Annotated in this window: 27 protein-coding genes; 2 read left to right on the top strand and 25 right to left on the bottom strand. The window is 58.2% G+C overall.

All coding sequences use genetic code 11. The annotated features are described in order from the left end of the window. Positions 1-163: 163 nt before the first annotated feature. Positions 164-580 carry a quorum-sensing-regulated virulence factor family protein gene (locus tag PspR32_RS06135; protein WP_010224766.1) on the top strand — a complete coding sequence of 139 codons (417 nt, stop codon included), beginning with the start codon at positions 164-166 and terminating at the stop codon, positions 578-580. A 5-nt stretch (positions 581-585) separates the two neighbouring features. Here PspR32_RS06135 and PspR32_RS06130 read toward each other — a convergent pair whose 3' ends face one another. After that, complete coding sequence (locus PspR32_RS06130) at positions 586-786, bottom strand: hypothetical protein (RefSeq protein ID WP_010224767.1); 201 nt, start codon at positions 784-786, stop codon at positions 586-588. A gap of 395 nt (positions 787-1,181) precedes the next feature. Here PspR32_RS06130 and PspR32_RS06125 point away from each other — a divergent pair, with 395 nt between their 5' ends. Beyond that, positions 1,182-2,300 (top strand): LOG family protein, encoded by a 1,119-nt coding sequence (locus tag PspR32_RS06125; protein ID WP_036994103.1) that lies wholly within the window; start codon positions 1,182-1,184, stop codon positions 2,298-2,300. 2 nt (positions 2,301-2,302) lie between these two features. On the opposite strand, the gene recX is transcribed toward PspR32_RS06125, so the two are convergent. The 24 genes from recX to PspR32_RS06005 form a co-directional block, all read right to left on the bottom strand. After that, a complete protein-coding gene (gene recX, locus PspR32_RS06120) occupies positions 2,303-2,770 on the bottom strand; it encodes a recombination regulator RecX (protein ID WP_010224769.1) in 468 nt (155 codons plus the stop codon). A gap of 8 nt (positions 2,771-2,778) precedes the next feature. Further along, on the bottom strand, positions 2,779-3,846 hold the full coding sequence (gene recA / locus PspR32_RS06115) for a recombinase RecA (protein WP_010224770.1): 1,068 nt from the start codon (positions 3,844-3,846) through the stop codon (positions 2,779-2,781). A 102-nt stretch (positions 3,847-3,948) separates the two neighbouring features. Further along, positions 3,949-4,431 (bottom strand): CinA family protein, encoded by a 483-nt coding sequence (locus tag PspR32_RS06110; RefSeq protein ID WP_010224772.1) that lies wholly within the window; start codon positions 4,429-4,431, stop codon positions 3,949-3,951. Between the two features lie 59 nt (positions 4,432-4,490). Next, on the bottom strand, positions 4,491-4,991 hold the full coding sequence (locus PspR32_RS06105) for a lysis system i-spanin subunit Rz (protein WP_159388217.1): 501 nt from the start codon (positions 4,989-4,991) through the stop codon (positions 4,491-4,493). Beyond that, positions 4,988-5,539, bottom strand: a complete 552-nt coding sequence (locus PspR32_RS06100) for a glycoside hydrolase family 19 protein (protein ID WP_159388216.1) — start codon at positions 5,537-5,539, stop codon at positions 4,988-4,990. The genes PspR32_RS06105 and PspR32_RS06100 overlap by 4 nt, the downstream gene beginning before the upstream one ends. Before the next feature lie 74 nt (positions 5,540-5,613). Then, entirely contained in the window at positions 5,614-6,156 is a 543-nt protein-coding gene (locus PspR32_RS06095) for a tail fiber assembly protein (protein ID WP_159388215.1), read from the bottom strand. 3 nt (positions 6,157-6,159) lie between these two features. Further along, entirely contained in the window at positions 6,160-6,351 is a 192-nt protein-coding gene (locus tag PspR32_RS06090; RefSeq protein WP_159388214.1) for a hypothetical protein, read from the bottom strand. Between the two features lie 86 nt (positions 6,352-6,437). Next, positions 6,438-7,337, bottom strand: coding sequence for a phage tail fiber protein (locus PspR32_RS06085; RefSeq protein WP_232531811.1), 900 nt, complete (start codon positions 7,335-7,337; stop codon positions 6,438-6,440). Between the two features lie 112 nt (positions 7,338-7,449). Continuing rightward, positions 7,450-8,181, bottom strand: a complete 732-nt coding sequence (locus tag PspR32_RS06080; RefSeq protein ID WP_159388213.1) for a hypothetical protein — start codon at positions 8,179-8,181, stop codon at positions 7,450-7,452. After that, positions 8,178-8,474: a hypothetical protein gene (locus tag PspR32_RS06075; protein WP_159388212.1), complete on the bottom strand. Its 297-nt coding sequence runs from the start codon at positions 8,472-8,474 to the stop codon at positions 8,178-8,180. Before PspR32_RS06075 ends, PspR32_RS06080 begins: the two co-directional genes overlap by 4 nt. After that, positions 8,471-12,304: a phage tail protein gene (locus tag PspR32_RS06070; RefSeq protein WP_159388211.1), complete on the bottom strand. Its 3,834-nt coding sequence runs from the start codon at positions 12,302-12,304 to the stop codon at positions 8,471-8,473. The genes PspR32_RS06075 and PspR32_RS06070 overlap by 4 nt, the downstream gene beginning before the upstream one ends. A 58-nt stretch (positions 12,305-12,362) precedes the next feature. Beyond that, positions 12,363-12,980, bottom strand: a complete 618-nt coding sequence (locus tag PspR32_RS06065) for a tail assembly protein (protein WP_159388210.1) — start codon at positions 12,978-12,980, stop codon at positions 12,363-12,365. 39 nt (positions 12,981-13,019) lie between these two features. Beyond that, positions 13,020-13,778, bottom strand: a complete 759-nt coding sequence (locus tag PspR32_RS06060) for a C40 family peptidase (protein ID WP_159388209.1) — start codon at positions 13,776-13,778, stop codon at positions 13,020-13,022. 3 nt (positions 13,779-13,781) lie between these two features. After that, positions 13,782-14,534 carry a phage minor tail protein L gene (locus PspR32_RS06055; RefSeq protein ID WP_159388208.1) on the bottom strand — a complete coding sequence of 251 codons (753 nt, stop codon included), beginning with the start codon at positions 14,532-14,534 and terminating at the stop codon, positions 13,782-13,784. Between the two features lie 22 nt (positions 14,535-14,556). Continuing rightward, on the bottom strand, positions 14,557-14,889 hold the full coding sequence (locus PspR32_RS06050) for a phage tail protein (RefSeq protein ID WP_159388207.1): 333 nt from the start codon (positions 14,887-14,889) through the stop codon (positions 14,557-14,559). A gap of 18 nt (positions 14,890-14,907) precedes the next feature. Next, positions 14,908-15,930, bottom strand: a complete 1,023-nt coding sequence (locus PspR32_RS06045; protein WP_159388206.1) for a phage tail tape measure C-terminal domain-containing protein — start codon at positions 15,928-15,930, stop codon at positions 14,908-14,910. A gap of 63 nt (positions 15,931-15,993) precedes the next feature. Next, a complete protein-coding gene (locus PspR32_RS06040) occupies positions 15,994-16,248 on the bottom strand; it encodes a hypothetical protein (protein WP_159388205.1) in 255 nt (84 codons plus the stop codon). Between the two features lie 29 nt (positions 16,249-16,277). Next, positions 16,278-16,628, bottom strand: a complete 351-nt coding sequence (locus tag PspR32_RS06035; RefSeq protein WP_159388204.1) for a phage tail assembly chaperone family protein, TAC — start codon at positions 16,626-16,628, stop codon at positions 16,278-16,280. Positions 16,629-16,638: 10 nt separating this feature from the next. Beyond that, positions 16,639-17,130, bottom strand: a complete 492-nt coding sequence (locus PspR32_RS06030; RefSeq protein WP_159388203.1) for a phage tail tube protein — start codon at positions 17,128-17,130, stop codon at positions 16,639-16,641. A 75-nt stretch (positions 17,131-17,205) separates the two neighbouring features. Then, entirely contained in the window at positions 17,206-17,388 is a 183-nt protein-coding gene (locus tag PspR32_RS06025; RefSeq protein WP_159388202.1) for a hypothetical protein, read from the bottom strand. A 15-nt stretch (positions 17,389-17,403) separates the two neighbouring features. Continuing rightward, positions 17,404-17,754 carry a phage holin family protein gene (locus PspR32_RS06020; RefSeq protein ID WP_159388201.1) on the bottom strand — a complete coding sequence of 117 codons (351 nt, stop codon included), beginning with the start codon at positions 17,752-17,754 and terminating at the stop codon, positions 17,404-17,406. A gap of 45 nt (positions 17,755-17,799) precedes the next feature. Then, positions 17,800-18,138 (bottom strand): hypothetical protein, encoded by a 339-nt coding sequence (locus PspR32_RS06015; protein WP_159388200.1) that lies wholly within the window; start codon positions 18,136-18,138, stop codon positions 17,800-17,802. Then, positions 18,139-18,807 carry a hypothetical protein gene (locus PspR32_RS06010; protein ID WP_159388199.1) on the bottom strand — a complete coding sequence of 223 codons (669 nt, stop codon included), beginning with the start codon at positions 18,805-18,807 and terminating at the stop codon, positions 18,139-18,141. Positions 18,808-19,273: 466 nt separating this feature from the next. Then, positions 19,274-20,017, bottom strand: a complete 744-nt coding sequence (locus PspR32_RS06005; RefSeq protein WP_026001408.1) for a LexA family transcriptional regulator — start codon at positions 20,015-20,017, stop codon at positions 19,274-19,276. Positions 20,018-20,032 lie beyond the last annotated feature (15 nt).

The following is a 20,032-nucleotide window of genomic DNA, read 5'->3' as shown; positions in this document are numbered from 1 at the left end:
ATCAGAGCCTGCTTACGGGTTGAGGGGAATTGCCGTGCAGCTATAGCGGCGACTCCCTATAATCTTCAACCTGTCGCTACCCGCTGGCATTGCCGTTGCGCCGTGACGGAACACCGTGCGCCGTTGTTGGTCCAATTGCCAGTTACCGAACCAGGAGAGATACATGCTGCGTTTCATCGTCCCGTCCCTGAGCCTGTTGCTCGCCCTGCCCCTGGCGGCCAATGCCGCGTCCAAGCAGGAATACGAGCTGAGCCAGATGCTGCAAAAAGTTGCCACGCAGAGCAGCGTGGGCACGCCGCGGGCGATCAACGAAGACATCCTCGACCAAGGCTACACCGTTGAAGGCAAACAACTGATCAACCACCTCAGCGTACGCGCCAGCCACGCCCAGCAAATGCAGGCCAACCCGGACAAGGTTCGCGACCAGTTGGGCGCCAGCGTGTGCAAGAACAGCGGTTTTCGCCAGTTGCTGGCCAAAGGCGCGGTGTTGACCTATCGCTTCACCGAGTACAAGAGCAACCGCATGGTGGGTGAACAAGCGTTCAATGCCGCCAGTTGTGGCCTGACCGTCAAGAAGTAACCGCCTTAGGCAACCCGCTCCCTGTCGCGCCGTTGTTTTTCATCGGCGCGCAGTTCGGCCACCAGGGCCTGGATGTACCGCGAGTGCCGCTCCCCTCCCCCCAACCGCCGCAGGCACTCCTGTTCAAGGCTCAGGTTATTGGCCTGGGCTGCACGCTCCAGCAACTGGTATAGCTGCTCGTCGAGCTCTAGATCAAGCCGTTGCATATTGCAGCCTCCCTGCACCGCGACTGTCGCTCTGAACTTCAGTTAACCACCCTCGCGCAATGATTGGATCCCAGCTGACGAGCGGTCTGTGCTTAAGCGCGGCCTGACGGCGTGTCTCGCTCGTATCATTCGGCATAAACGCGTGCCAGGGTCTAGATTGATAGCAACCACCCTTCATTTTTCGGGCAAGCAAAGGGGGTTGCCCAGCGACGCTTTGCGCACATGAAGAACAATAAGTTGTATGGACCCATTACCACTGCACTGAGACCTTGCAGGTCTACTGCACTGCTCGGGGGTCACACTCGAGCCACGGCAGCCAGCGACACATGCAGTGTCGCGGCCGGGCAGCCCATTGAAGCCCGGTCAGAGGTTTTGCTGCAGAAGGAGACGCTTGAATGCCTTACCAACCGAACGAACTGCTTTCGAACCACTTCAAGGACAACGGAATCGACCTGAGCAAGATTGAAGAACAACTGGACCTGGTTGCGCCCAACAGCCCTAACCTGCCGCTGTACCGCGATATGATGCTGACGGTCCTGCGCATGGCCCACGACGACCGCAACCGCTGGAACGCCAAGATTACCCTGCAGGCCCTGCGCGAGCTTGATCACGCCTTTCGCACCCTGGAACAGTACAAGGGTCGACGCAAGGTCACGGTGTTTGGCTCGGCCCGCACCCCAATCGAACACCCGATGTATGCCCTGGCCCGCGAACTGGGCGCAACCCTGGCGCGCTCCGACCTGATGGTTATCACCGGCGCCGGTGGCGGCATCATGGCCGCCGCCCATGAAGGCGCAGGCGTGGAGCACAGCCTGGGCTTCAATATCACCCTGCCGTTCGAGCAACATGCCAATCCCACCGTGGATGGCACCGACAAGTTGCTGCCGTTCCACTTTTTCTTCATTCGCAAGCTGTTCTTCGTCAAGGAAGCCGATGCCCTGGTGCTGTGCCCGGGTGGGTTCGGCACGCTGGATGAAGCGCTGGAAGTACTCACCCTGATCCAGACCGGCAAAAGTCCGCTGGTGCCAGTGGTGCTGCTGGACTCACCAGGCGGCACCTTCTGGCAGGATGCCTTGAATTTCATCACCCGCCAGTTGGAAGAGAATCGCTACATCCTGCCCAGCGACATGAAGCTGCTACGCCTGGTGTACAGCGCCGACGAGGCCGTGGAGGAAATCAACCAGTTCTACAGCAACTATCACTCCAGCCGTTGGCTGAAGAACCAGTTCGTGATCCGCATGCAGCATCCGCTCAGCGAAGCAGCGCTGTTTGATTTGCAGGAAGGTTTTGCGGACTTGCGCCTGAGTGGCCACTTCCATCAGCACGCTTATGGCGGCGAACACCATGACGAAGCGCGCTTCAGCCACCTGACGCGTCTGGCGTTTGCCTTCAACGGTCGCGACCAGGGCCGCCTGCGTGAATTGGTGGATTACATCAACCTGTCGGAAAACTGGGCCAAGCCTGAACCCATGCACACCACCCAGCGCGCACGTGAAGCGCTGAAAGTTACCTAGGGTCAGTCATCCAGCCCTCGGCCGCTTAACAAGCGGCCGACAGCTTCCATGGAAAAACCACGGTAAACCAGAAAACGGGTTTGCTGTGCGCGGCTGCGCGGATCGGTCGGCAACTGGCCAGCGAACTTGCGTTGCCAGACGTCCAGCAACCGCGCCGACCAGTCCACACCACATTCACGCAGGGCCTGATCGATATCGCCACGGTGCAGCCCGCGCTGGCCCAGCTCTTCACGAATACGCGCCGGACCATAGCCCGAACGTGAACGGTAGCTGATGAAGCTTTCCAGATAACGGGCTTCGCTGAGCAGGCCCTCTTCCGTCAGACGGTCGAGCTCCTGGTCAATCAGTTCGGGGGGAGCACCGCGCTGACGCAACTTGCGCGTCAGCTCGACTCGACCGTGCTCGCGACGTGCGAGCAGGTCCATGGCTGTCCGCCTTACGGCGACGGGAGTATCGAGTACGGCGGACATGGGTGCGATCAATAATCAGCGTTAGCGTCAGCCAGGTCTTCCGGCTCAGCCTCGGCTACTGCCGCTTTACCGGCGGCTTCGACAGCACCGGCGTTGAGCAGCTTGTCGCGGATCTGCTTCTCAAGGGTGGCAGCGATCTCCGGGTTCTCCTGGAGGAACTTGGCCGAGTTGGCCTTGCCCTGACCGATCTTGCTGCCCTGGTAGCTGTACCAGGCACCGGATTTTTCCAGGAAGCCGTGCAGCACGCCGAGGTCGATGATCTCGCCGTTGAGGTAGATGCCCTTGCCGTAAAGGATCTGGAATTCAGCCTGACGGAATGGTGGCGCAACCTTGTTCTTGACGATCTTGACCCGGGTTTCGCTGCCGACCACTTCGTCGCCTTCCTTCACCGCGCCGGTACGGCGGATGTCGAGACGGACCGAAGCATAGAACTTCAGTGCGTTACCACCGGTGGTGGTTTCCGGGCTGCCGAACATCACGCCGATCTTCATGCGGATCTGGTTGATGAAGATTACCAGGCAGTTGGCGTTCTTGATGTTACCGGTGATTTTACGCAGCGCCTGGGACATCAGACGCGCCTGCAGGCCCACGTGCATGTCGCCCATTTCGCCTTCGATTTCGGCCTTGGGTACCAGGGCCGCCACGGAGTCGACGATGATCACGTCAACGGCGTTGGAACGCACCAGCATGTCGGTGATTTCCAGAGCCTGTTCGCCGGTATCCGGCTGCGAGACCAGCAGGTCGTCGACGTTGACGCCCAGCTTGCCGGCGTATTCCGGGTCCAGGGCGTGCTCGGCGTCAACGAAGGCACAGGTAGCGCCCATCTTCTGCGCCTGGGCGATCACCGACAGGGTCAGGGTGGTTTTACCGGACGACTCAGGGCCGTAGATTTCGACGATACGGCCTTTAGGCAGACCGCCAATGCCCAGGGCAATGTCCAGGCCCAGGGAGCCGGTGGAAATGGCCGGAATCGCCTGGCGCTCGTGGTCGCCCATGCGCATGACCGCGCCTTTACCGAATTGACGCTCGATTTGCCCCAGGGCCGCAGCCAAGGCGCGCTTCTTGTTGTCGTCCATTGAAGTCCTCACGTAATCGATAGGGCCTGACGGCCAGAACACCTGTATAAGTAGCCAGTATTATTCCACAGGGTTTTCTTCCCGCCTACCCCCGATGTGCATTTACTCTGCACCAAGCTGTAACAAGCCCTCTAGCGCGGCGATTACCGTTTGTCGGCGTACCGCATCACGGTCGCCGTCGAAGTGCCGGCGCTCGCTGCTGACATGGCTGCCGTCGGCCCAGGCCAGCCATACGGTACCCACCGGTTTTGCCGGCGAGCCGCCATCGGGCCCGGCCACGCCGCTGACCGCCACGGCAAAGCGCGCGCCGCTGGCCGCTTGGGCGCCGCGGACCATGGCCTCGACCACTTCCTGGCTGACCGCCCCGACCTGGCCGAACAACGCCTCGGGCACCGCCAGTTGGCGAGTCTTCTGGCTGTTGGAGTAGGTCACGTAACCGGCTTCGAACCACGCCGAACTGCCCGAAGTGCGGGTGATGGCCTCGGCGATGCCGCCCCCGGTGCAGGATTCGGCAGTGCTCACTTGGGCATTGAAGCGGCGCAAATGTTCCCCCAGGCGGGCGGAAAGCGCAGTGATCGGGTCCATGGCAGGCTCCTTGAAAGTCTGCCGCCTACCCTACACCAGCCGCGATCAGCTACACAGCCTCATTGCGCCAGCGCCCGCACATAGGCCTGGCAAGCGCGCAAGGCGATCAGTCCGCGGTCACCGTCGTCGGTGATGGCGACAATTCGTCGAGCATGCGCCGGGTCAAGTCGGGCGCGTACGGGGTCATGATCCAGGCTGCCGGTGCCGGCGGCGGCAGGCACGCCGGCGCAACCGGCGGCGTCGCGCTCGACCAGGACCGACAGCCGCAAGTCAGCAGTAGCCAGGCGATCACGCAGGCGTGCCTGAGTCTGTTGGCCATCGAGTAGCTCCTGATAATGTTGTTGCTCACTGAGCTCCAGCCGTTGCGCCAGCCCCTGGCGTTGCAGGCGTTCGGCGACCAGTTGCGCGGCAGCGGACTCGGCCTGGGCTTGCCACTCCCGACCATGCTGTTCGGCTTGCTCCGCCAGTTGCCGGCCCATGCGCCAGCCCTGGACCTGCCAGGTCAGCGCACAGGCCAGCAGTGTCAACAGCAGGCATGCCCCCGACTGCCAGCGGCTCAACACAGCACCTCACGGGCCCTCGCCCAGAGTTTCAGGCGATCCTCCAGGCCATTGAGCCCGCCGTTGATATGCCGGGTGATGCGGTTGAACTCGCTGCGGTCAGCCAGTTGATTGAGGCCGCGCGAGTGCCAGAACCAGGCAGCAGACTCGGCTGCCCATTGCGGTTGCTCCAGCAATTGCGGCTGCTTGAGCAAGCGCTCGTCGCCAAACAGGGCCATGCTGCAGGCCCGGTAGTTGTTGCGCCCGGTGACCTGGATCAGGCCCCGGCCGCAGTACAGTTGACCGTCGCCATCCGCCTCGGCGGTATTGCCCAGGCGCAGGGCCAGGGTGCCAGTGTCGTAGCGCGCCAGGTAGCGGTCATTGCCCAGCTCCTTGACGTAGCGTAACTGGCCGGACTCATGGCCGACCTGGGCGAGGAAGGCCGCTTGACGCCGCGGGGTATCGATTTCCCAACGGGCCATGGCGAGGTTCAAGGCAGGTAGAAAAACGCCCGCATTGAGGCGGGCGTTGGGAAATATCTGCAGTAGTTGCAGTTCATCGATCAGCATTAACGCGACCTCCTTGTTGGTCTGGCCAGATGAAATCCGCAAAAAATCAGTAAAAATAGCCGCCAGGGGGCGGTTCATGAAGGCGCTGTTGGCCAGTCTGGCTGTTCGGGAAAACCGTCCTGATCCGGCATCCGATTCAACGCGACACGGTATCTCTTCCAGGCTTTGAGCTGCTCCACCTCAACCGTGCTCGCCTCGTCGATGTCGACGGCATCCTGCAATGGCGCAATCGCTTTGTCTGCCCCATCACGCAACCTGAGCATTTCACCTTGCACCTTCTCTAGCGCGGTAGGCTCCGGTGCCTTGAGCACCTCAGCCGGCAGCGGCTCTACAGCCACGTGGAGGTCAATACGGTGCTGAAGGTCCACCGCTTTGTCTGCACGGCTGACCTGGACTATCAACAAGGGGGCGACATGACGAATAACCACTTCAACGCCGGCGTCTACCGGGTTGAGCACGTACCCCCAGCCTTCAGGGGCAGGCACCATACCTAGCGTGCCAAGCACCTGATATTCGCCTGGGCCAACACGTTGGCAGGAGATATCCGCCTTCCCCAGCGAAGTCACATTGATGACCTCACCGGTACTGCCCTGGATGTTAACTGCTGCTCGCGTCATGACTCAGATCGCCTTCAAGGTGCCGTCTGCGGCACGGGTGGTATTCCCAGTGTGGTAAATCACATGGAAGCCAGCGCTGACGTAGCTGCCGGATCGAATCACCAACCGGCTTTCCGGTACCTGGCCGAAGAACAGTTGCCCACCACGTTTCTCTCCCTGGCTGTATGGAACAGTCAGCATCGTTCCATACGACATGCCGGTAGCTTCCAGATACTGCCCCCCTGGTGCCAGCAACTTGAAGCTGCCTTCGTAGGTATTGACTGAGGCGGCGTTCTCTCCTGTCAGGTCAAGGGAGACTGTGGAAGCGCCATTGACTCTCTTGCCGGCATTTGCACCCGGACATCGATCCAGCTAAGCAAAGGCACGTCCAATGCCTGCCCCTTGACCAGTTGCATATCACCGTGGTCATCAAGCACCCAGCGTTGTTTGAACAATCGCAGAATTATCGTACCGTCCTCACGTTGCTCGCTTTCAGTTATACCCAGCATGCGCCCGCCATCCGGCGAACAAGGGTCCTGTACCCGCCAGCCTTCCCGAGCCAGGCCCAGACAGCCACTGATGCTATAGACGCCGACGTCCAGCCGTTGCACCGTGACCCCACGTGCTTCGTCATTGACAGCCCCCCATGGGCCCGCCGGCGCAAAGGATTGCTCCAACAGGTCCGCGCGCTGGCTATTGTGATTGTCGGCAATACGAACAATCGGCGACGCGGCCGACAAAGCGCCACTAGAACTACGCGTTACGTTGCCGGTGTGATAGAACTCAGCCCATGCCGTCCCACCGCCCGCTTCGGGCATGACCGAGCGAAAGAACGCTCGGTTTTCCGAAATACCAAGCGCCAGCTGCGATTGCCAGCGCATGTCTGGCCCCCATTGTGTCGACAAGGTCTGGATTGAAGGATGAGGTGCATTGGCGCCGTAGTAGGAGCCATAGATTCCTGTCTTGCGGCGGGTTAGAAGGTCACCTTGGTCACTGATCGATGCACCAAGCCAGCCACCGGCTCCAACGGCCATGACCTGACCGGCTTCAGTACCGATGTTGGCGCTGGCGGCATTACCCAACCTGCCAAGCTGCTCGTAAACCTCATTGAAATTGGCCTGGGTTTTCACCCAGGCACTGCGTGCAGTATCGCCACCCTCACCACTGGGTGCTGCGCCCAGGTTGATTGTTTGCATTGTCATTGCTAAGACTCATCCTATGTGATGGCCTTCTCGCCGTGCGCGACAATACGACCGAAGCGCGATAAACGCGATCAGCGAGAAGGTGATTGAAGTGTCGTTTAAGTACCGGTTCTCAAACTCGAATGACCGGTATAGCAGGCATGCTGTAGTACACAGCGTCAGGGATACCCGGTGCGTTACTTACGCCTGCGTACGCTCTTTGCATCAAGAGAGGCCAGCCTTCAGTGGCGAACCCCCAGCATATGTAGACCAAGGCTCGATATGGATTGCCATTCACGCGTACCATGCCCAGTTCGAGGTCCAACGCTAACCCGACTGCGAGGTAAACATCGGCTGGCCAGTTCCAGACAGCCGGGCGATAGACATCTATCCGGCCTGCCCCGGCGAACGGCTGACCGCGAATACGCACCCAGTTTTCGGGCTTGCCTTCGAGTTCACCCATGAAGGTCAAGGGCAACCGTGTCGAATCGAAAACGAGTTCCTGCTGGCTGTTGCGAATTCTCATTCCATAGCCAGTAAGCGCCGGCAGGTCATAGGCGTAAAGTCTGATCCAGACAGTACCGGAGGTGTGCGCATCCAATCCGGAAAACCCCAGAATCGCCCCGGTCCAGTTGCCTGGCTGACCTTGAAATTGAACGCTGTTGAAAAACAACCCCGGATTTTCCCAGCGTCGAACAGCTAGCACAGGCGGAGCATCGGAGGTGACAGTGGGGAAGTTGAGCGTGTAGTAAGCGGTGGTTGTAACACTGATCTGCTGCTCCAGAAGCAGCGCCATGTTGCGATAGGTCGAGTCGATGATGACGTCCCCACCGGCATTGCGAACCAGCAATCCATAAGTACTCATCGTTTAGCCACCACAAACAGTGTCCCTGAAGCCCGATCTGCCACCGGCCACCAGCTTTCAACGCCCCATGTCACCGCACCGTTTCCCATCACCGCCCAAGGAGGACGTCGATCGGATTGATGCGTCATGACATAGGCCGAGGCATTGCTTTCATTGAAACCTGGCAATGCCAGCGAACCACTGGAACCTGCCGCCAAGGCTTGCGAATGAATGACCCTGAGCATTTTGTCGGTTACCTCCACCGCCAGGGTTCCATCCTCCTTGTAGGTCCTCAACCCATATAGCGTGCTCATGTCAGCAACCCCATCTGCACACGCACGACGCCACTGCTATCACGCACCGTGAAGGATCCCGCCTTATCGAGCTTCCAGATTGGCTGCCCGCCGTTGCCCAGAAGGGTGGACTGGATGGAGTCCCCAATTTTGGCACTGGTGATGGTGCCATCTTTGATAAAAGCCGAGTTCATGAACACTTGTCCATTCTGTACGGCAAAGGGCGTAAACAACGCTCCACCTGCCTGGGTCCCGACAACCGCAAATCGATCAGCGCTCACCAGGAACTGGCTCTGGGTTGCACCTGCCGGATCTGTTTCGATGCCCAGGCCTATCCCTGCGACCACCTGTTTGTTGTCGCTGGTCACCTGCATTTTTACCGACCACATTGTCCTGAGCCGGTTATCAGTGCCCGCCTGCGCTTCGCTGATCTGCTGCACCGATGCGCTGGTATTGGCTTGTAGCACCTGAACCGTGTCGATACGTCGGCCCAGTGCCAGACCGTCCTCGATCCGAGCTGATTGTTCGGACCAGACGCCAACATAGCTTTGACTCGAGCCTGCCAGATCACCAGCGCTGCCGGCCATTGGCGGGTTGACCTGAGCGTAGATGCCATCGACCCGGTTCGCTTGACTGGTGAGCTTGCCATCTACCTGCTGGACCTTGGTATCCAGTGATGTGATTGCCGAAGCCTGGGCACTGTTGACACCTTCAGCCGATGTAATACGGTTGGTAAGGCTGGTCAGGGCACTGCCCTGGGCGGTGATCGAACTGCCTTGCTGCGTAACTTTGCTGTCGAGCCCAGAAAGTGCGGTGGCCTGGGCAGCATTGACACTCTCGGTGCCAGTAACTCTATTGGCTAGCGCCGTCAGGGCAGAACTCTGGCTATCGATCTTGCCTTGGGCTTCGGTCACTTTACTCGACAGGTTGTTGAGTGCCGATGAGTCGGCCTTGTTACTCAGCGCAGCCTGCAACCCGGTGAGCTGCGAAGCCTGGGATGTGTTTACACCTTCGGCAGCAGTCAGACGCGCTTCGCTAGAGCTGACCCGCGCTGCCAGACCATTGGAATCACGTACTACCTGGCCAATATCCAGCCAAAAACCGCTTGCCGGCGGCGGTGTATTGACCGGCACAGCCTTGAGCGCCTGGTACAGGCGCTGCTGCAGGCGAACCGTATCACCCAGAGCATAGGTTTTGCTCGGCCCATACTCCAGAGCATCGACTAATTCACCCAACGCCTCGATACGCTGCTGCACGTCTTTGTCCAGAGACTCGAGCCGCTGGTTGACCGAGCCTGGGCCGGCACCATCGATGAGTTTGATCCGATCAAACAGATGCTTACCCAATGCCGATTCCCCGATTTTGCCGGAGAAGTAAGCCTCATACTCACTCTGATTGGAACTGGACTGGACGTTGATGCCATTGCCCTCGGGGAACCAGGCACCTTCGTTACCGCTACGATCAACCAATCGAGCCCAATAGAAGAAGCTGACACCAGCGGCTAGCCCCTGAATTTCATGACTGGCTTGTGGATAGGCAAAATCACCCAGCTTTTTGGCATTAGCCCTGGACGCATTGGTGCTGAACCAGATTTCGGTGCGTTGGGTATCTGCAGAGTCCTGAGGAAACCCCCAACTCAGACCGATGCCGTAGACAAGACTTTTACCAGTCAGATGGGTGACCGCTGGCGGTACACCTTGCTTGCCCTTCAATGGGGTAAGCATCGATGTCTTCCAGATCGAGGTGATCTCGAACGTGCTGATTGCACGAACCCGTGCCAAATAAGCGCCAGCGTATATCCCGCTGACCTCGATATTACAGGCGCCCGTGCGTGGCAACCTGATCCAGTTGCCATTGTCCTTACGCCATTCAACCTCATAGGCTTGCGCCCCGGCGACCGCAGGCCAGGCAATGTTCAGAGTGCTGACGGCAATGCCTTGACTGACCGAATGCGTGGCGCTAAGCATCACGTTTTCCGGCGCCGGTACCAGGGTAATGGGGCGCACGCTGATCGGCCGCTCGGCCAACCTCGCACCGGTATCGATGTGAGCGAACTTATCCGGGTCATACTGGACGGCATTGATCTCGTAGACGCCCGGCTCTGGTCGGGTCACACCGGTGACCCGGTACAGCGGCACACTCAACTCCTCGGCATCCAGAGCCCAAACCAGTTCGGCTTCAGGCTCGACCGAGTAAGCGGTCTGCACGATCAGCACCCGATCTGCCACCGAAGCGACTGTACGAGCCTGGCAGGTACCGTTGGGTAGATTGAGTATGAGCCGATCCCCCGGCTTGGCCTGGGTATCGCGATCCAGAGTAATTTGCCGCCCCTGAGCCTCCGCGATACGGCCACCAATGGCCCGACCGGCCAGTAACTCATCCGCTACCGGGACGACATAACCAGGCAGCGGAATCCGACCGTCCAGCCCTACCCGGAAGCTGATGCTGCGATCTCGGGAATTGGTCAGCAATGCCCATTTGCCACGCCTCTGCGCCTCGGACTCACGCGTGCAGCCTATGGCGCTGATTTCCAGCGGATTGTCGCCATAGCGACGTTGCAACTTCTGATCGGTAACGACCGTGACATCGGTGTCGTAGTTGTTGAGCGGATTATCGTAGCTAACCAGCGCTCGACTGAATCGTGCCCGTTCAGAGCTACTGGAGTAACTGAATTTGCCATCGATTACATTGGCCCGGGTATAGGCAAAATCGAAGTCGGTATCGCGCTGCATGTCGGCAAGACTAAACAGCTGACCCTGTGCCCAGTAGGTCATGCCTCGATAGATTGCCGCAATATCGCGCAGCAGTGACCAAGCGTCAGCCTTGCTTTGCAGGTTAAGGTTACAAGTGAATCGCGCCTCCTCACCTCCCTTGCCGTCAGGCACGTTCATGTCACAGTACTGCGCGATGCGATACAGCTCCCACTTGTCGACCATCCAGGGTTTGATCCGACGACCAAGACCGAAACGGTCATTGGTAGTGATGCCATACGTCACCCAGGCAGGGTTGTCGGTCCACGCTTCCTTGAATGTACCGTCCCAGATCCCCGAATAGGTTCGGGTCTGCGGCTCATAGTTACTAGGTACCTGCCATTTGCGTCCGCGACATTCGACCGTGACTGCCGGAATGTTACGAAACTGCTCTGCTGAAAACTCGATGTACAACAATGCCGTGTTCGGATAGCGCAGCTTGGCATCGACCACTTCCGTGTAGCCGGCGATCTGCATGGTATCGGCAACTTTGTTGTTGTTCTGGTTGGGAGTCAGGCGAGTGACCTTGATAGTCCACTCGCCCTCAGCCTTGGGTAAGTCAATGCGACGGGTACGCTCATAGGTACTGGTGGTCTTGCCGTCCACGGCATCGCGCAGTACCTCATGAAAGGCCCCGCCATCAGTCGCTACCTCGACCAAGTAGTCGATACGATGGCCATTGATATTGCCAGCGCTGTCTACTGCCTGCAGCATAGGCCAGGCAAAGCGCAGCCGTATCGCGGACAGGTGCGGCTTTTTCAGGGTCTTTACCCAGGGCTTGTCGCTGCGCAACTCCACCCCTTCAGTGAACTCCGCGTCCACCGAAGGAATACCGGGAATGTGTTCCTGTTCAACCGAGCCACTGCGCCACTCCCAACGAACCCCGGGGAAATTATAGTTCCCTCGGGCATCGACCAGCGGCGTACCGTCCAGGTAGATGTCCTCTGCGGACGGCGCTTGGGCAAACTCACCTTCGCCCACCGCGACAAGCATTTTTGCCATCGCAACAGAGCGCAGGCTATCTGGCGCCTCCACAGGCGTCTTGGGTTTCTTTTCACCGCCTTTGCGGCCAGTGATTGCAGGCTTTTTCGATGCGCCCATATGTTCCTCCAGGCGTAAAAAAACCGCCAATAGGCGGTATGGGAAAGCTCGGCGCGCTCTACATCCGGTCCTCGGCGTATATCGCAGCGCTGATCACGGCACCACCCCAGCGACGCTTACCAATGCACAACGGCACAGGATTACCCGACGCGGTTGTGTTACGAGCGCTACCAAAGGCATAGCCAGGCGTATTCTCTGGGCCGGCACTGAGGGTCAGGCCCTTGGCCTGCGGACTGAGCATCTGCACCACGCCACCAACCGCGAAAGCAAGGCCCATGTTCGCTGCCGCGCCGGTCAGGCCGCCGGCGGAAAACGCCATGCCTGCCCCGCCCGTTGCCACACTGGCAACGACAATCAACGCCACACCAATAATGGTTTGCAGTGCACCAGCTCGTTTGCTGCCAGCAATCACGGGGGCCAGAGTGATTGCCCCGTCCCCCTGATAGTCGATTTCCTGCTCGGACAAATTACGCTTATCACGAAAAACCGCGAACTCCAGGCCACGGGCATTGGCGTTAAGTAAAAATCGCTCAAAGCCTGGTACCTGCACACACAACGCCCTCACCGCTTCTCGCGGAGTTCGCACAGCCAGCCGAAAGCTGCGACCAAACTGGCGCAACTGTCCGGTTAAACGCACAGTGGTAAGCGGGTGATACTGGGCTGCAGCAGCCGACATGGTTAACCTCCTGTGAATAAAAATAAATGGACATCCGGGTCATGACTGCGCCTTGCAATGGCGCAAAATTAGGCGCGTTCGGCTAAGCCAGGGCCCACCGAACACAATGACTTGCGAAGGCCTGCCATACAGATGATGCAACAGAAAAGGCCCGGCTCCCGTCGCGATCCAGGACTCGCCTGGTAGTGTTGGGTCATGTCCCAGATAGATTCCGGCATGATTCGGGTGCGCGGTACGGCCAACCGCCATGACGATCAGATCACCTCGCTGAGGCGTGTCCACACGTTCAAAACCTTCCACCTTATAGTGCTGTTCGTACAAGCTGGGGCCGTCATGGCGCTCCCACCAGCCATCCTCTCGCGTGTACTGCGTGAAAGTCAGCCCCCACTCTCGTTCATACCAATCCGCGCAAACCTGCCAGCAATCCCAAGCACCATGGACAAAGGGCCGTCCAAGCAACGCGGTGTGGCCCTTGGGCATGATCGTTCGCAAATCTCCCTCCGGCCAGGACAGGATGTGCCAGGGCACTCCTGTTAGCTCGCACATCGCCAGATCGCGCGCTGAAGGTCGACTACTGGCATCTGGATGCGAATGGACTATGGCTAGTACCTCGCCCAACGCTTCCGCCGCCGCATAGTCTCGCGGGTCGATGCGGAATTCTTCATGGGGTTCGCAGGCACTGTTCAGGCAAGGAACATAGTGGTGTTTACCGGCTGTCCCAATCACCAGGCCACAGCATTCATGAGGATACTCGACTGCGGCATGGTCCATGACTGCACTCAAAACTGAAGCCTCCATGGCTCAGTTCCTGGCGATCAGCGAAACCGCAGGAAAGCCGCCATAAGGCAGCTCATTATTTGCACCAAAGCGTTTTTTGCAGGACGCAAGCGAACCACCGCACTGATCCTTGGCTGGATCCGACACCTGCATATCATCCTCATCGAACAGTGCCAATCCGGTATAACCACAGTCCACTCCACGATAGCCATTTGTCATTGCCCAGTGGCAATAGGCAGTCATTTGCCGTCCTGGCAGACCATGGCTATCGATTTCGCCAGGCGATGACAACTCCCATTGCACCTGTTCGTCGTCTTCGCCCGTTTTTTGATCGACAAACCAGATTTCCAGAACTTCCTGGGTAGGATCGGCAGATAGGTTCCCTTCAACAAAGTTCTTCGCATCCAGGTATTGCGACAATGTCTGACGGATAGTCAATTTGAACTTGAGCAAGTCCTCGAAAGCCAGGCACAAGGCTGTAATACGCCCATCGACGTTACCTGCGCGAAAGGTAGGACGCGTTGCTCGACCATTACTGTTGGCGCCAATACCCTCGATCTGCACAGGCCACGCTGCATATTCCTGCCCTTGCCACCAGATGGATTTTGCCGGCAATTGACTGTCGTCCACCGCTACTGATTCCAGTTCTGCCGTTGTATGGGCAATGGCATGTCCATGGAATCGCAAGGTATTAGCACCGAACTCGCTACCGTCCAGTTCGAACAAGGTGATCTCGGCACCGGGTTCGAGTTTTTGAATGTCTCCCGTCAATGCCATGATGTGACTCCCTCATAAACCTTCATGGGTGAAAACTCTGTTCGAAGGTTGCCGCTAAGCTATACAATCCGCCGCCCTTCGCCGTCGGTTGATAGCTTTTGCAGCGATACAGGCCTTTTTCCCCCAAAGGTGCAGTCCAGTAGAATGAACGCGCTCCGGCATGACGATCGAGAAACTCGACAATAGCCTTGATTCGTTGCTCATCGCCAACGAAGGAAAGGGGCCAGGACTGCCGCTTGCTGTTGAGGCCATCCCCTACCACTTGCTGATAACCATCACCAAATTGCGACGTACGTACGCGATATTCGACATTGCCAGTAGGCTCGGTCTTCGGGCTCCAGCTAAAGGTTTCCATTGCTGTGTTTTCTCCTATCTATCGGCCATGGATCGCGGCCCAGATCTGCCCGCCGGGCATCAGTTCTCTACCGATCTGCTCAGCAGCGCCCTGGCGCGCAGCACTGGCGTAGGCGTTGGCCAGCCGCTGGCTATTCATTTCACCAGCACCAGCCGAAGGCTGGTTCTGCGGAACATTGATGGTTTGCTGAATTACCACTTCAGTACTGCTGCTGGTGCCACCAGTGCCGATTGCCCGTACACCAAGGCTGCCATCTGCCCCTCGTCTGAGCGGCATCACCGCTTCCGGTCCGGCCTCACCAAACAGGGCCATGGGCGCCAGCGTCGGTCCGGTAGCAACGCTATTGGTAAACACGCCACCCTCTGCCATTGCGGTTGTAACGGGTTGCCCATACTTCAGCCCGGTGCTATTTAGCTGGAAGAATGATTTGTCCCCACTTCCTGCTGTGGGGGCCGGCCCTTTGAAGAAACTGGAAATCGCCGTTCCGGCAAACCCGAGCAACATGCTCAAACCTTTGGACATCGCGGTTTGCGCTGCCATCTTGGCCATGTCAGCCATTACCGACTTGGCAAATGAAGAAAACGACAAGCTGCCACCCAAGGCAAACTCACCGACAGACTTGTTCATGCTTGCAAACGCGTCTTCGAACACTTTCCTGGTTTGTGTAGCCACATCGCCGGCCTTGGTCTGGTAATCATCCCAGGCTTGATCCGCGCCTTGCATCCACTGCCCGAAAACCGTGCTAGATGCCTGGGTCTTGCTACTATCACCCGCACCTTGCGCCATCGGCACACCATTATCTGGCCAGGGCATCAAGCCGCTCGTCTGGTCGGCCTGGTCAAAGCGCGCGAAAGCATCGGTCGATACCTGCAAGGTGGACTGCGCCAGAGCTGTGGAGGTTTGCAGGTACCGCTGTCCGAATGCTTCGACCCGTCGTTGCATTTCTCGCAAATTCTTGTCGCTGATTCGAGATGCCTTGGCCAGCATCTGCTCTAGGCTGGTGAAGTCGAATGTCGGGCTTGAAGCGTATGCATTTGCCATAGCCCTACTCCTCATAAAAAAACCCGCCGTAGCGGGTTTCGTGGATTAAAGGCGGCACCGACATCAGTGCCACTCACTCATTGCCTGCTCGAGCGACACGCCCAGGCGTCGCTCATGTGGCATGAAGTCGATCAACTCGGCGGTGCCTCCACTCTGACGGTGTAGCTGCAGGGCCAGCATGGCACTGCAGGCTTCCAGACGACGACCACCGTGCAGGGAGCCATAACGCTGGATGTACAGCCCCCAGGCTTGCGCTTCCTGATAGCTCAGCCGTTCCTTGGCTTCACGGATGGTGCGGCCGCCAACACCGTTAAGCACCAGCTCATGCCAGAATTCATCGGCGGCCGTCAGCGCTTTGCGGGGGTGTTACCTGTGCCGTTGACTTCATTGATGGCATTGAGGATCAGAAAACCCAGGGCCGGCTCGAGATTGAAGGCGTCGTCATAGGACATGGCCTCTTCACCTTCTTCGCCCAAACCGACCGAGGCGGCGATATAGCGTGCGTTTCGACTCTGGATCGGATCGTCTACGGCAAAAAGCCGTTCAATTACTCCGAATGAATGACGACGCACATGCAAGGTTAGGATCTCAGTGGTTTCCTCACCACTAAGATCGTCGTGCCGATGCCAACTGATCTGCTTACGCACGCGCTGGCTATCGACAATGCCACCCACAGCCTTGAGTTGATTGAGATTCATGGATGCTCCTTCAAGCCTTCTTCACCCAGCTCGAGCCGCCGGTCCGCTGGATGGTCACCGAGGTGGTCACGACGGTATTCAGAGCGAAATTGAACGGGAAGTCCGATACGTAGCCATCGAAGGCGAACCACGTACGGGTGGCAGGCAGTTCGAAAGCGTCCCCTTTGCTGTTGACGGTGGGAACGATGTCCTTGCCATCCGACCAACCAACCACCCACTTGATAGCCGTATCCCCTTTGGCTTCGGAGAGTTGGTGCAAACGAATATGGCTGGCATTGGTTGGATCGGCATTGAGCCCCAGGGTCGCAGTACCCGGGGTACGCAGGCCTTTCTTGTAGCTGCGCTCCTCGGCATCGAGACTGGTGTCTTCGATTTGCTCGGCAGGGGCGCCGCCCGGTTCGAAGGACGTGACGTGCTCGATCTCGAGTACGGTGGCGGGCCCAGTGCCGGTTACCGGTGGAACCAGCGCATAGATTTGAGTGCCTTGAGTAAGAATCGACATACAGTGTTCTCCTTGAACATAAAAAAACCCGTCGAAACGGGTCAGAGGTTTAACGCAGGTTGGGTGCTAGCGTATTCAAGCCGCCGACGTACCATCCAGATACAGCGGTGCCGATGGGTCCGGTTCAAGACTCTTGAAATGGGTGACCAACTGTTCGCTGCTCAGCGCCAGACGCTCCATGGTCTGGCTCATCAAGGTCATGACCGAAGTCTGTTGTTGCAAAGCCGTCAGCAGATCGGCCATCTGTTGCTCGCTCAATGGAATGCTCCTTTTTCAACGGTTACTATCCTGTCGCGGATCATGAGCAGACTCCCCTACCCCTAATCGTTTTGCTGCCCAGCGCTCATACAGGCCAATGGCCACATCAGCGCCGGCCATGGCAGTCAGGCAGCCAAAAGCGCTGGCACTCCAGATCGACATACCACTGGCATACAACAGCATCACCGTCGATACGCCGCAGACCATGCAAGCGCCGGAGCGCAACAGCAATCGTCTGAACAGTGCCCAGCCTCGGGCTCCGGCCTTGTCCGCCCTCCACATCTCGCCAGAGACCCCGCCCAGCAGCGCCAGGATGATTACCAGCCAGATCGGCATTTCCAGCAACGTCTGTTGCTCGTTTGTCACTGTCCTGTCTCCTTTGACGAAGTCTCGTGCACACATGGTTGAAGATCAGTCCGCGAGCGCAGGCGGCACGGGCAACTCCGGCAAGTCCGGGGCCATGACGTGAAGCATCAAGGTGCTGATCATCTGATAGGGTTGACCGTCCTTGGTCAGGTTGACATGCAATTCGCCTGAAGCATGGTCAAAGGTCACCTCTACATCTGCTTTGGCGTCCATTTGGCTCAGGGAATACCCCCAACCAACACCATGAGGCGGAAAAGGCACCAGCCCCTGACTGCCCATCACCTTGAACACACCGGTAGAGATGAGTTCGCACGTCAGCGCGGCGCCTGCCGGTGTCACGTCGTGGACCGTACCGTCGTTGAGAAGGGTAATGATTGCGCGCATTCAGGCCACCTTGATCGTGCCGTCGTTTCCGACCTTGCAGTTTGATGTATTGAGAGTATTGATAATGGTCAGAGGGGACTGGACCAGTCCGCTGGCAGGCGCTGGAAGATCACCAGTAATCGTCCAGCCCTTTTCTTCACCTAGCGGCATGTTCAGGTTGCCGGTATCGATGACGCTCAACGCAAACCTGGGCAAGTAAACCTTGAGCGGAAACTTGATATACAGATTGGTCAGGCCATTTTCGGCATAGACGATGATCTGCATCGAACTGCCAGGAAAGTAACCCAAGGTCGCCAGTGAGGGCGACGTAGCATTTACCAGGGCAAATCCGGAATTGACCACCCCCTGGTAGAAGTACCAACTCAGATCTATGGTGACCGGCGATGTGTACCCTGACGCACAGCCCTGAAGTTTGAGCAGCGGCGCACTGGCCTCACCGGCTGGAATTTTGGTCTTGATGGTGAAAGAAGTGACATACCCTAGGCCAACCTGGGCTACTTCACGTGACAAGTAGCCCTGTAGCAGGGAACCATCTGCCTGAAATGCCCGGTCCTTAAGCGAGCTGTTCAATTGCTGGAAATTACGATTGTGCTTTTCAAAGCCGGATCGAACAGTGTCCCCTCCGGTGCCCGTGGGTGCGACACCCACATTGATAGTCTCAAAGTTCATTTGATCCCCCGCATTGGCTAAACCACGCTCACTGACGTCCACCGCTGGTGAACTATTTTCAACTCGGCATTCCAAAAAGCCCGGCCTCCCCAGGCTTTTCAGTAATGCGTTGTCGAACCGCCCGCCACGACTGGTGCGCTGGGCGACTCCGCTTCAAATTGTTCCTCCGGCCGCGGCCACCTGCCCGCCGGATAACTGCTTCTGGTGCTTTACGCTGCACACCTGGGCCAGTTGCCAACCCTCTGAACAGTTCAGGCCTGTTCATCGCTGCCTTTGTCACTACCGGTGTCGACCGGCTTGAGACAAAGATTATGCATTGATGCATATGCAGTCAATGCATTTGTGGAAATATCTATGCATAGGAAAATGCACCTACGCATGTAAGCCTTGATCTGCCTGGGTTGGTGAGGTTTTCTGAAGGCGAAAAAAAACCCGCCGAAGCGGGTTTTCAGAAGGCACGGACTACTCAGCGCGCGTACATGCCCCACCAGAACACATGGCCGAGGATGCTGATCTGTTCTTCCTGCATCTGCTGGAAGCTGTAGTCTTCATCCGGGTGTTCGTCGCGGTTGAAGCTGCGCAGGCGAATGCCGGTAGGCAGGCGATAGAGCTGCTTAACCCGCAGCTGGCCATTGTGGTTGATGGCGTACAGGTCACCGTCGACGATGTCGCCAATGCCGCTCTTGCCGGCGTTGACGCCGACCGTGGCACCGTCACGCAGTACCGGCAACATGCTATTGCCGCGTACCGTCACGCACTTGGCCTGGTCGAACTGCACGCCATTGTGGCGCAGGCTGCGCTTGCCAAAACGCAGGCTGGCCTTCTCGCTTTCTTCGATGACGAATCTTCCTGATCCTGCTGCCAACTCGACCTCGCGAAGAAACGGAATGGACACCTCGTCGTCCTCGACGGGGGTGTCGTCATCCCACAGGCTGATGTCGCGCAACTCGGCGTGGCTGCGCGCGGGCGCGGCTTCGCGGCTTTCACCGAGCTCGACGCGACCGCGTAGCTGATCAGTGCTGACGCCGAAATATTCAGCAATCTTCGACACATGCTTATCGGACGGATCGACGATCTTCTCGCTGAGAATGCGCGACAGGGTGGATTGCGGCACGCCGGTACGCCGGTGCAGCTCCGTGGGGGAGAGACCGTGGCGATCGAGCAGTGCTCTGAGGACGGATGCTACGTTGCGTTTTTGCATAAAATGCATAATGCCGGGGACTTA

The organism is Pseudomonas sp. R32, assembly GCF_009866705.1.
In the GTDB taxonomy this organism is placed as follows: domain Bacteria; phylum Pseudomonadota; class Gammaproteobacteria; order Pseudomonadales; family Pseudomonadaceae; genus Aquipseudomonas; species Aquipseudomonas donghuensis.
The sequence above is the reverse complement of the archived record's forward strand: the minus strand, read 5'-3'. Positions and strand labels throughout refer to the sequence as shown.

What these genes read in the sequence shown, in the direction of transcription:
- PspR32_RS06135 (WP_010224766.1), top strand. Translation starts at nt 164, where the DNA reads ATGCTGCGTTTCATCGTCCCGTCCCTGAGCCTGTTGCTCGCCCTGCCC.
- PspR32_RS06130 (WP_010224767.1), bottom strand. Translation starts at nt 786, where the DNA reads ATGCAACGGCTTGATCTAGAGCTCGACGAGCAGCTATACCAGTTGCTG.
- PspR32_RS06125 (WP_036994103.1), top strand. Translation starts at nt 1,182, where the DNA reads ATGCCTTACCAACCGAACGAACTGCTTTCGAACCACTTCAAGGACAAC.
- recX (WP_010224769.1), bottom strand. Translation starts at nt 2,770, where the DNA reads ATGTCCGCCGTACTCGATACTCCCGTCGCCGTAAGGCGGACAGCCATG.
- recA (WP_010224770.1), bottom strand. Translation starts at nt 3,846, where the DNA reads ATGGACGACAACAAGAAGCGCGCCTTGGCTGCGGCCCTGGGGCAAATC.
- PspR32_RS06110 (WP_010224772.1), bottom strand. Translation starts at nt 4,431, where the DNA reads ATGGACCCGATCACTGCGCTTTCCGCCCGCCTGGGGGAACATTTGCGC.
- PspR32_RS06100 (WP_159388216.1), bottom strand. Translation starts at nt 5,539, where the DNA reads ATGCTGATCGATGAACTGCAACTACTGCAGATATTTCCCAACGCCCGC.
- PspR32_RS06095 (WP_159388215.1), bottom strand. Translation starts at nt 6,156, where the DNA reads ATGACGCGAGCAGCAGTTAACATCCAGGGCAGTACCGGTGAGGTCATC.
- PspR32_RS06090 (WP_159388214.1), bottom strand. Translation starts at nt 6,351, where the DNA reads ATGTCGTATGGAACGATGCTGACTGTTCCATACAGCCAGGGAGAGAAA.
- PspR32_RS06085 (WP_232531811.1), bottom strand. Translation starts at nt 7,337, where the DNA reads ATGACAATGCAAACAATCAACCTGGGCGCAGCACCCAGTGGTGAGGGT.
- PspR32_RS06080 (WP_159388213.1), bottom strand. Translation starts at nt 8,181, where the DNA reads ATGAGTACTTATGGATTGCTGGTTCGCAATGCCGGTGGGGACGTCATC.
- PspR32_RS06075 (WP_159388212.1), bottom strand. Translation starts at nt 8,474, where the DNA reads ATGAGCACGCTATATGGGTTGAGGACCTACAAGGAGGATGGAACCCTG.
- PspR32_RS06070 (WP_159388211.1), bottom strand. Translation starts at nt 12,304, where the DNA reads ATGGGCGCATCGAAAAAGCCTGCAATCACTGGCCGCAAAGGCGGTGAA.
- PspR32_RS06065 (WP_159388210.1), bottom strand. Translation starts at nt 12,980, where the DNA reads ATGTCGGCTGCTGCAGCCCAGTATCACCCGCTTACCACTGTGCGTTTA.
- PspR32_RS06060 (WP_159388209.1), bottom strand. Translation starts at nt 13,778, where the DNA reads ATGGAGGCTTCAGTTTTGAGTGCAGTCATGGACCATGCCGCAGTCGAG.
- PspR32_RS06055 (WP_159388208.1), bottom strand. Translation starts at nt 14,534, where the DNA reads ATGGCATTGACGGGAGACATTCAAAAACTCGAACCCGGTGCCGAGATC.
- PspR32_RS06050 (WP_159388207.1), bottom strand. Translation starts at nt 14,889, where the DNA reads ATGGAAACCTTTAGCTGGAGCCCGAAGACCGAGCCTACTGGCAATGTC.
- PspR32_RS06045 (WP_159388206.1), bottom strand. Translation starts at nt 15,930, where the DNA reads ATGGCAAATGCATACGCTTCAAGCCCGACATTCGACTTCACCAGCCTA.
- PspR32_RS06035 (WP_159388204.1), bottom strand. Translation starts at nt 16,628, where the DNA reads ATGAATCTCAATCAACTCAAGGCTGTGGGTGGCATTGTCGATAGCCAG.
- PspR32_RS06030 (WP_159388203.1), bottom strand. Translation starts at nt 17,130, where the DNA reads ATGTCGATTCTTACTCAAGGCACTCAAATCTATGCGCTGGTTCCACCG.
- PspR32_RS06015 (WP_159388200.1), bottom strand. Translation starts at nt 18,138, where the DNA reads ATGCGCGCAATCATTACCCTTCTCAACGACGGTACGGTCCACGACGTG.
- PspR32_RS06010 (WP_159388199.1), bottom strand. Translation starts at nt 18,807, where the DNA reads ATGAACTTTGAGACTATCAATGTGGGTGTCGCACCCACGGGCACCGGA.
- PspR32_RS06005 (WP_026001408.1), bottom strand. Translation starts at nt 20,017, where the DNA reads ATGCATTTTATGCAAAAACGCAACGTAGCATCCGTCCTCAGAGCACTG.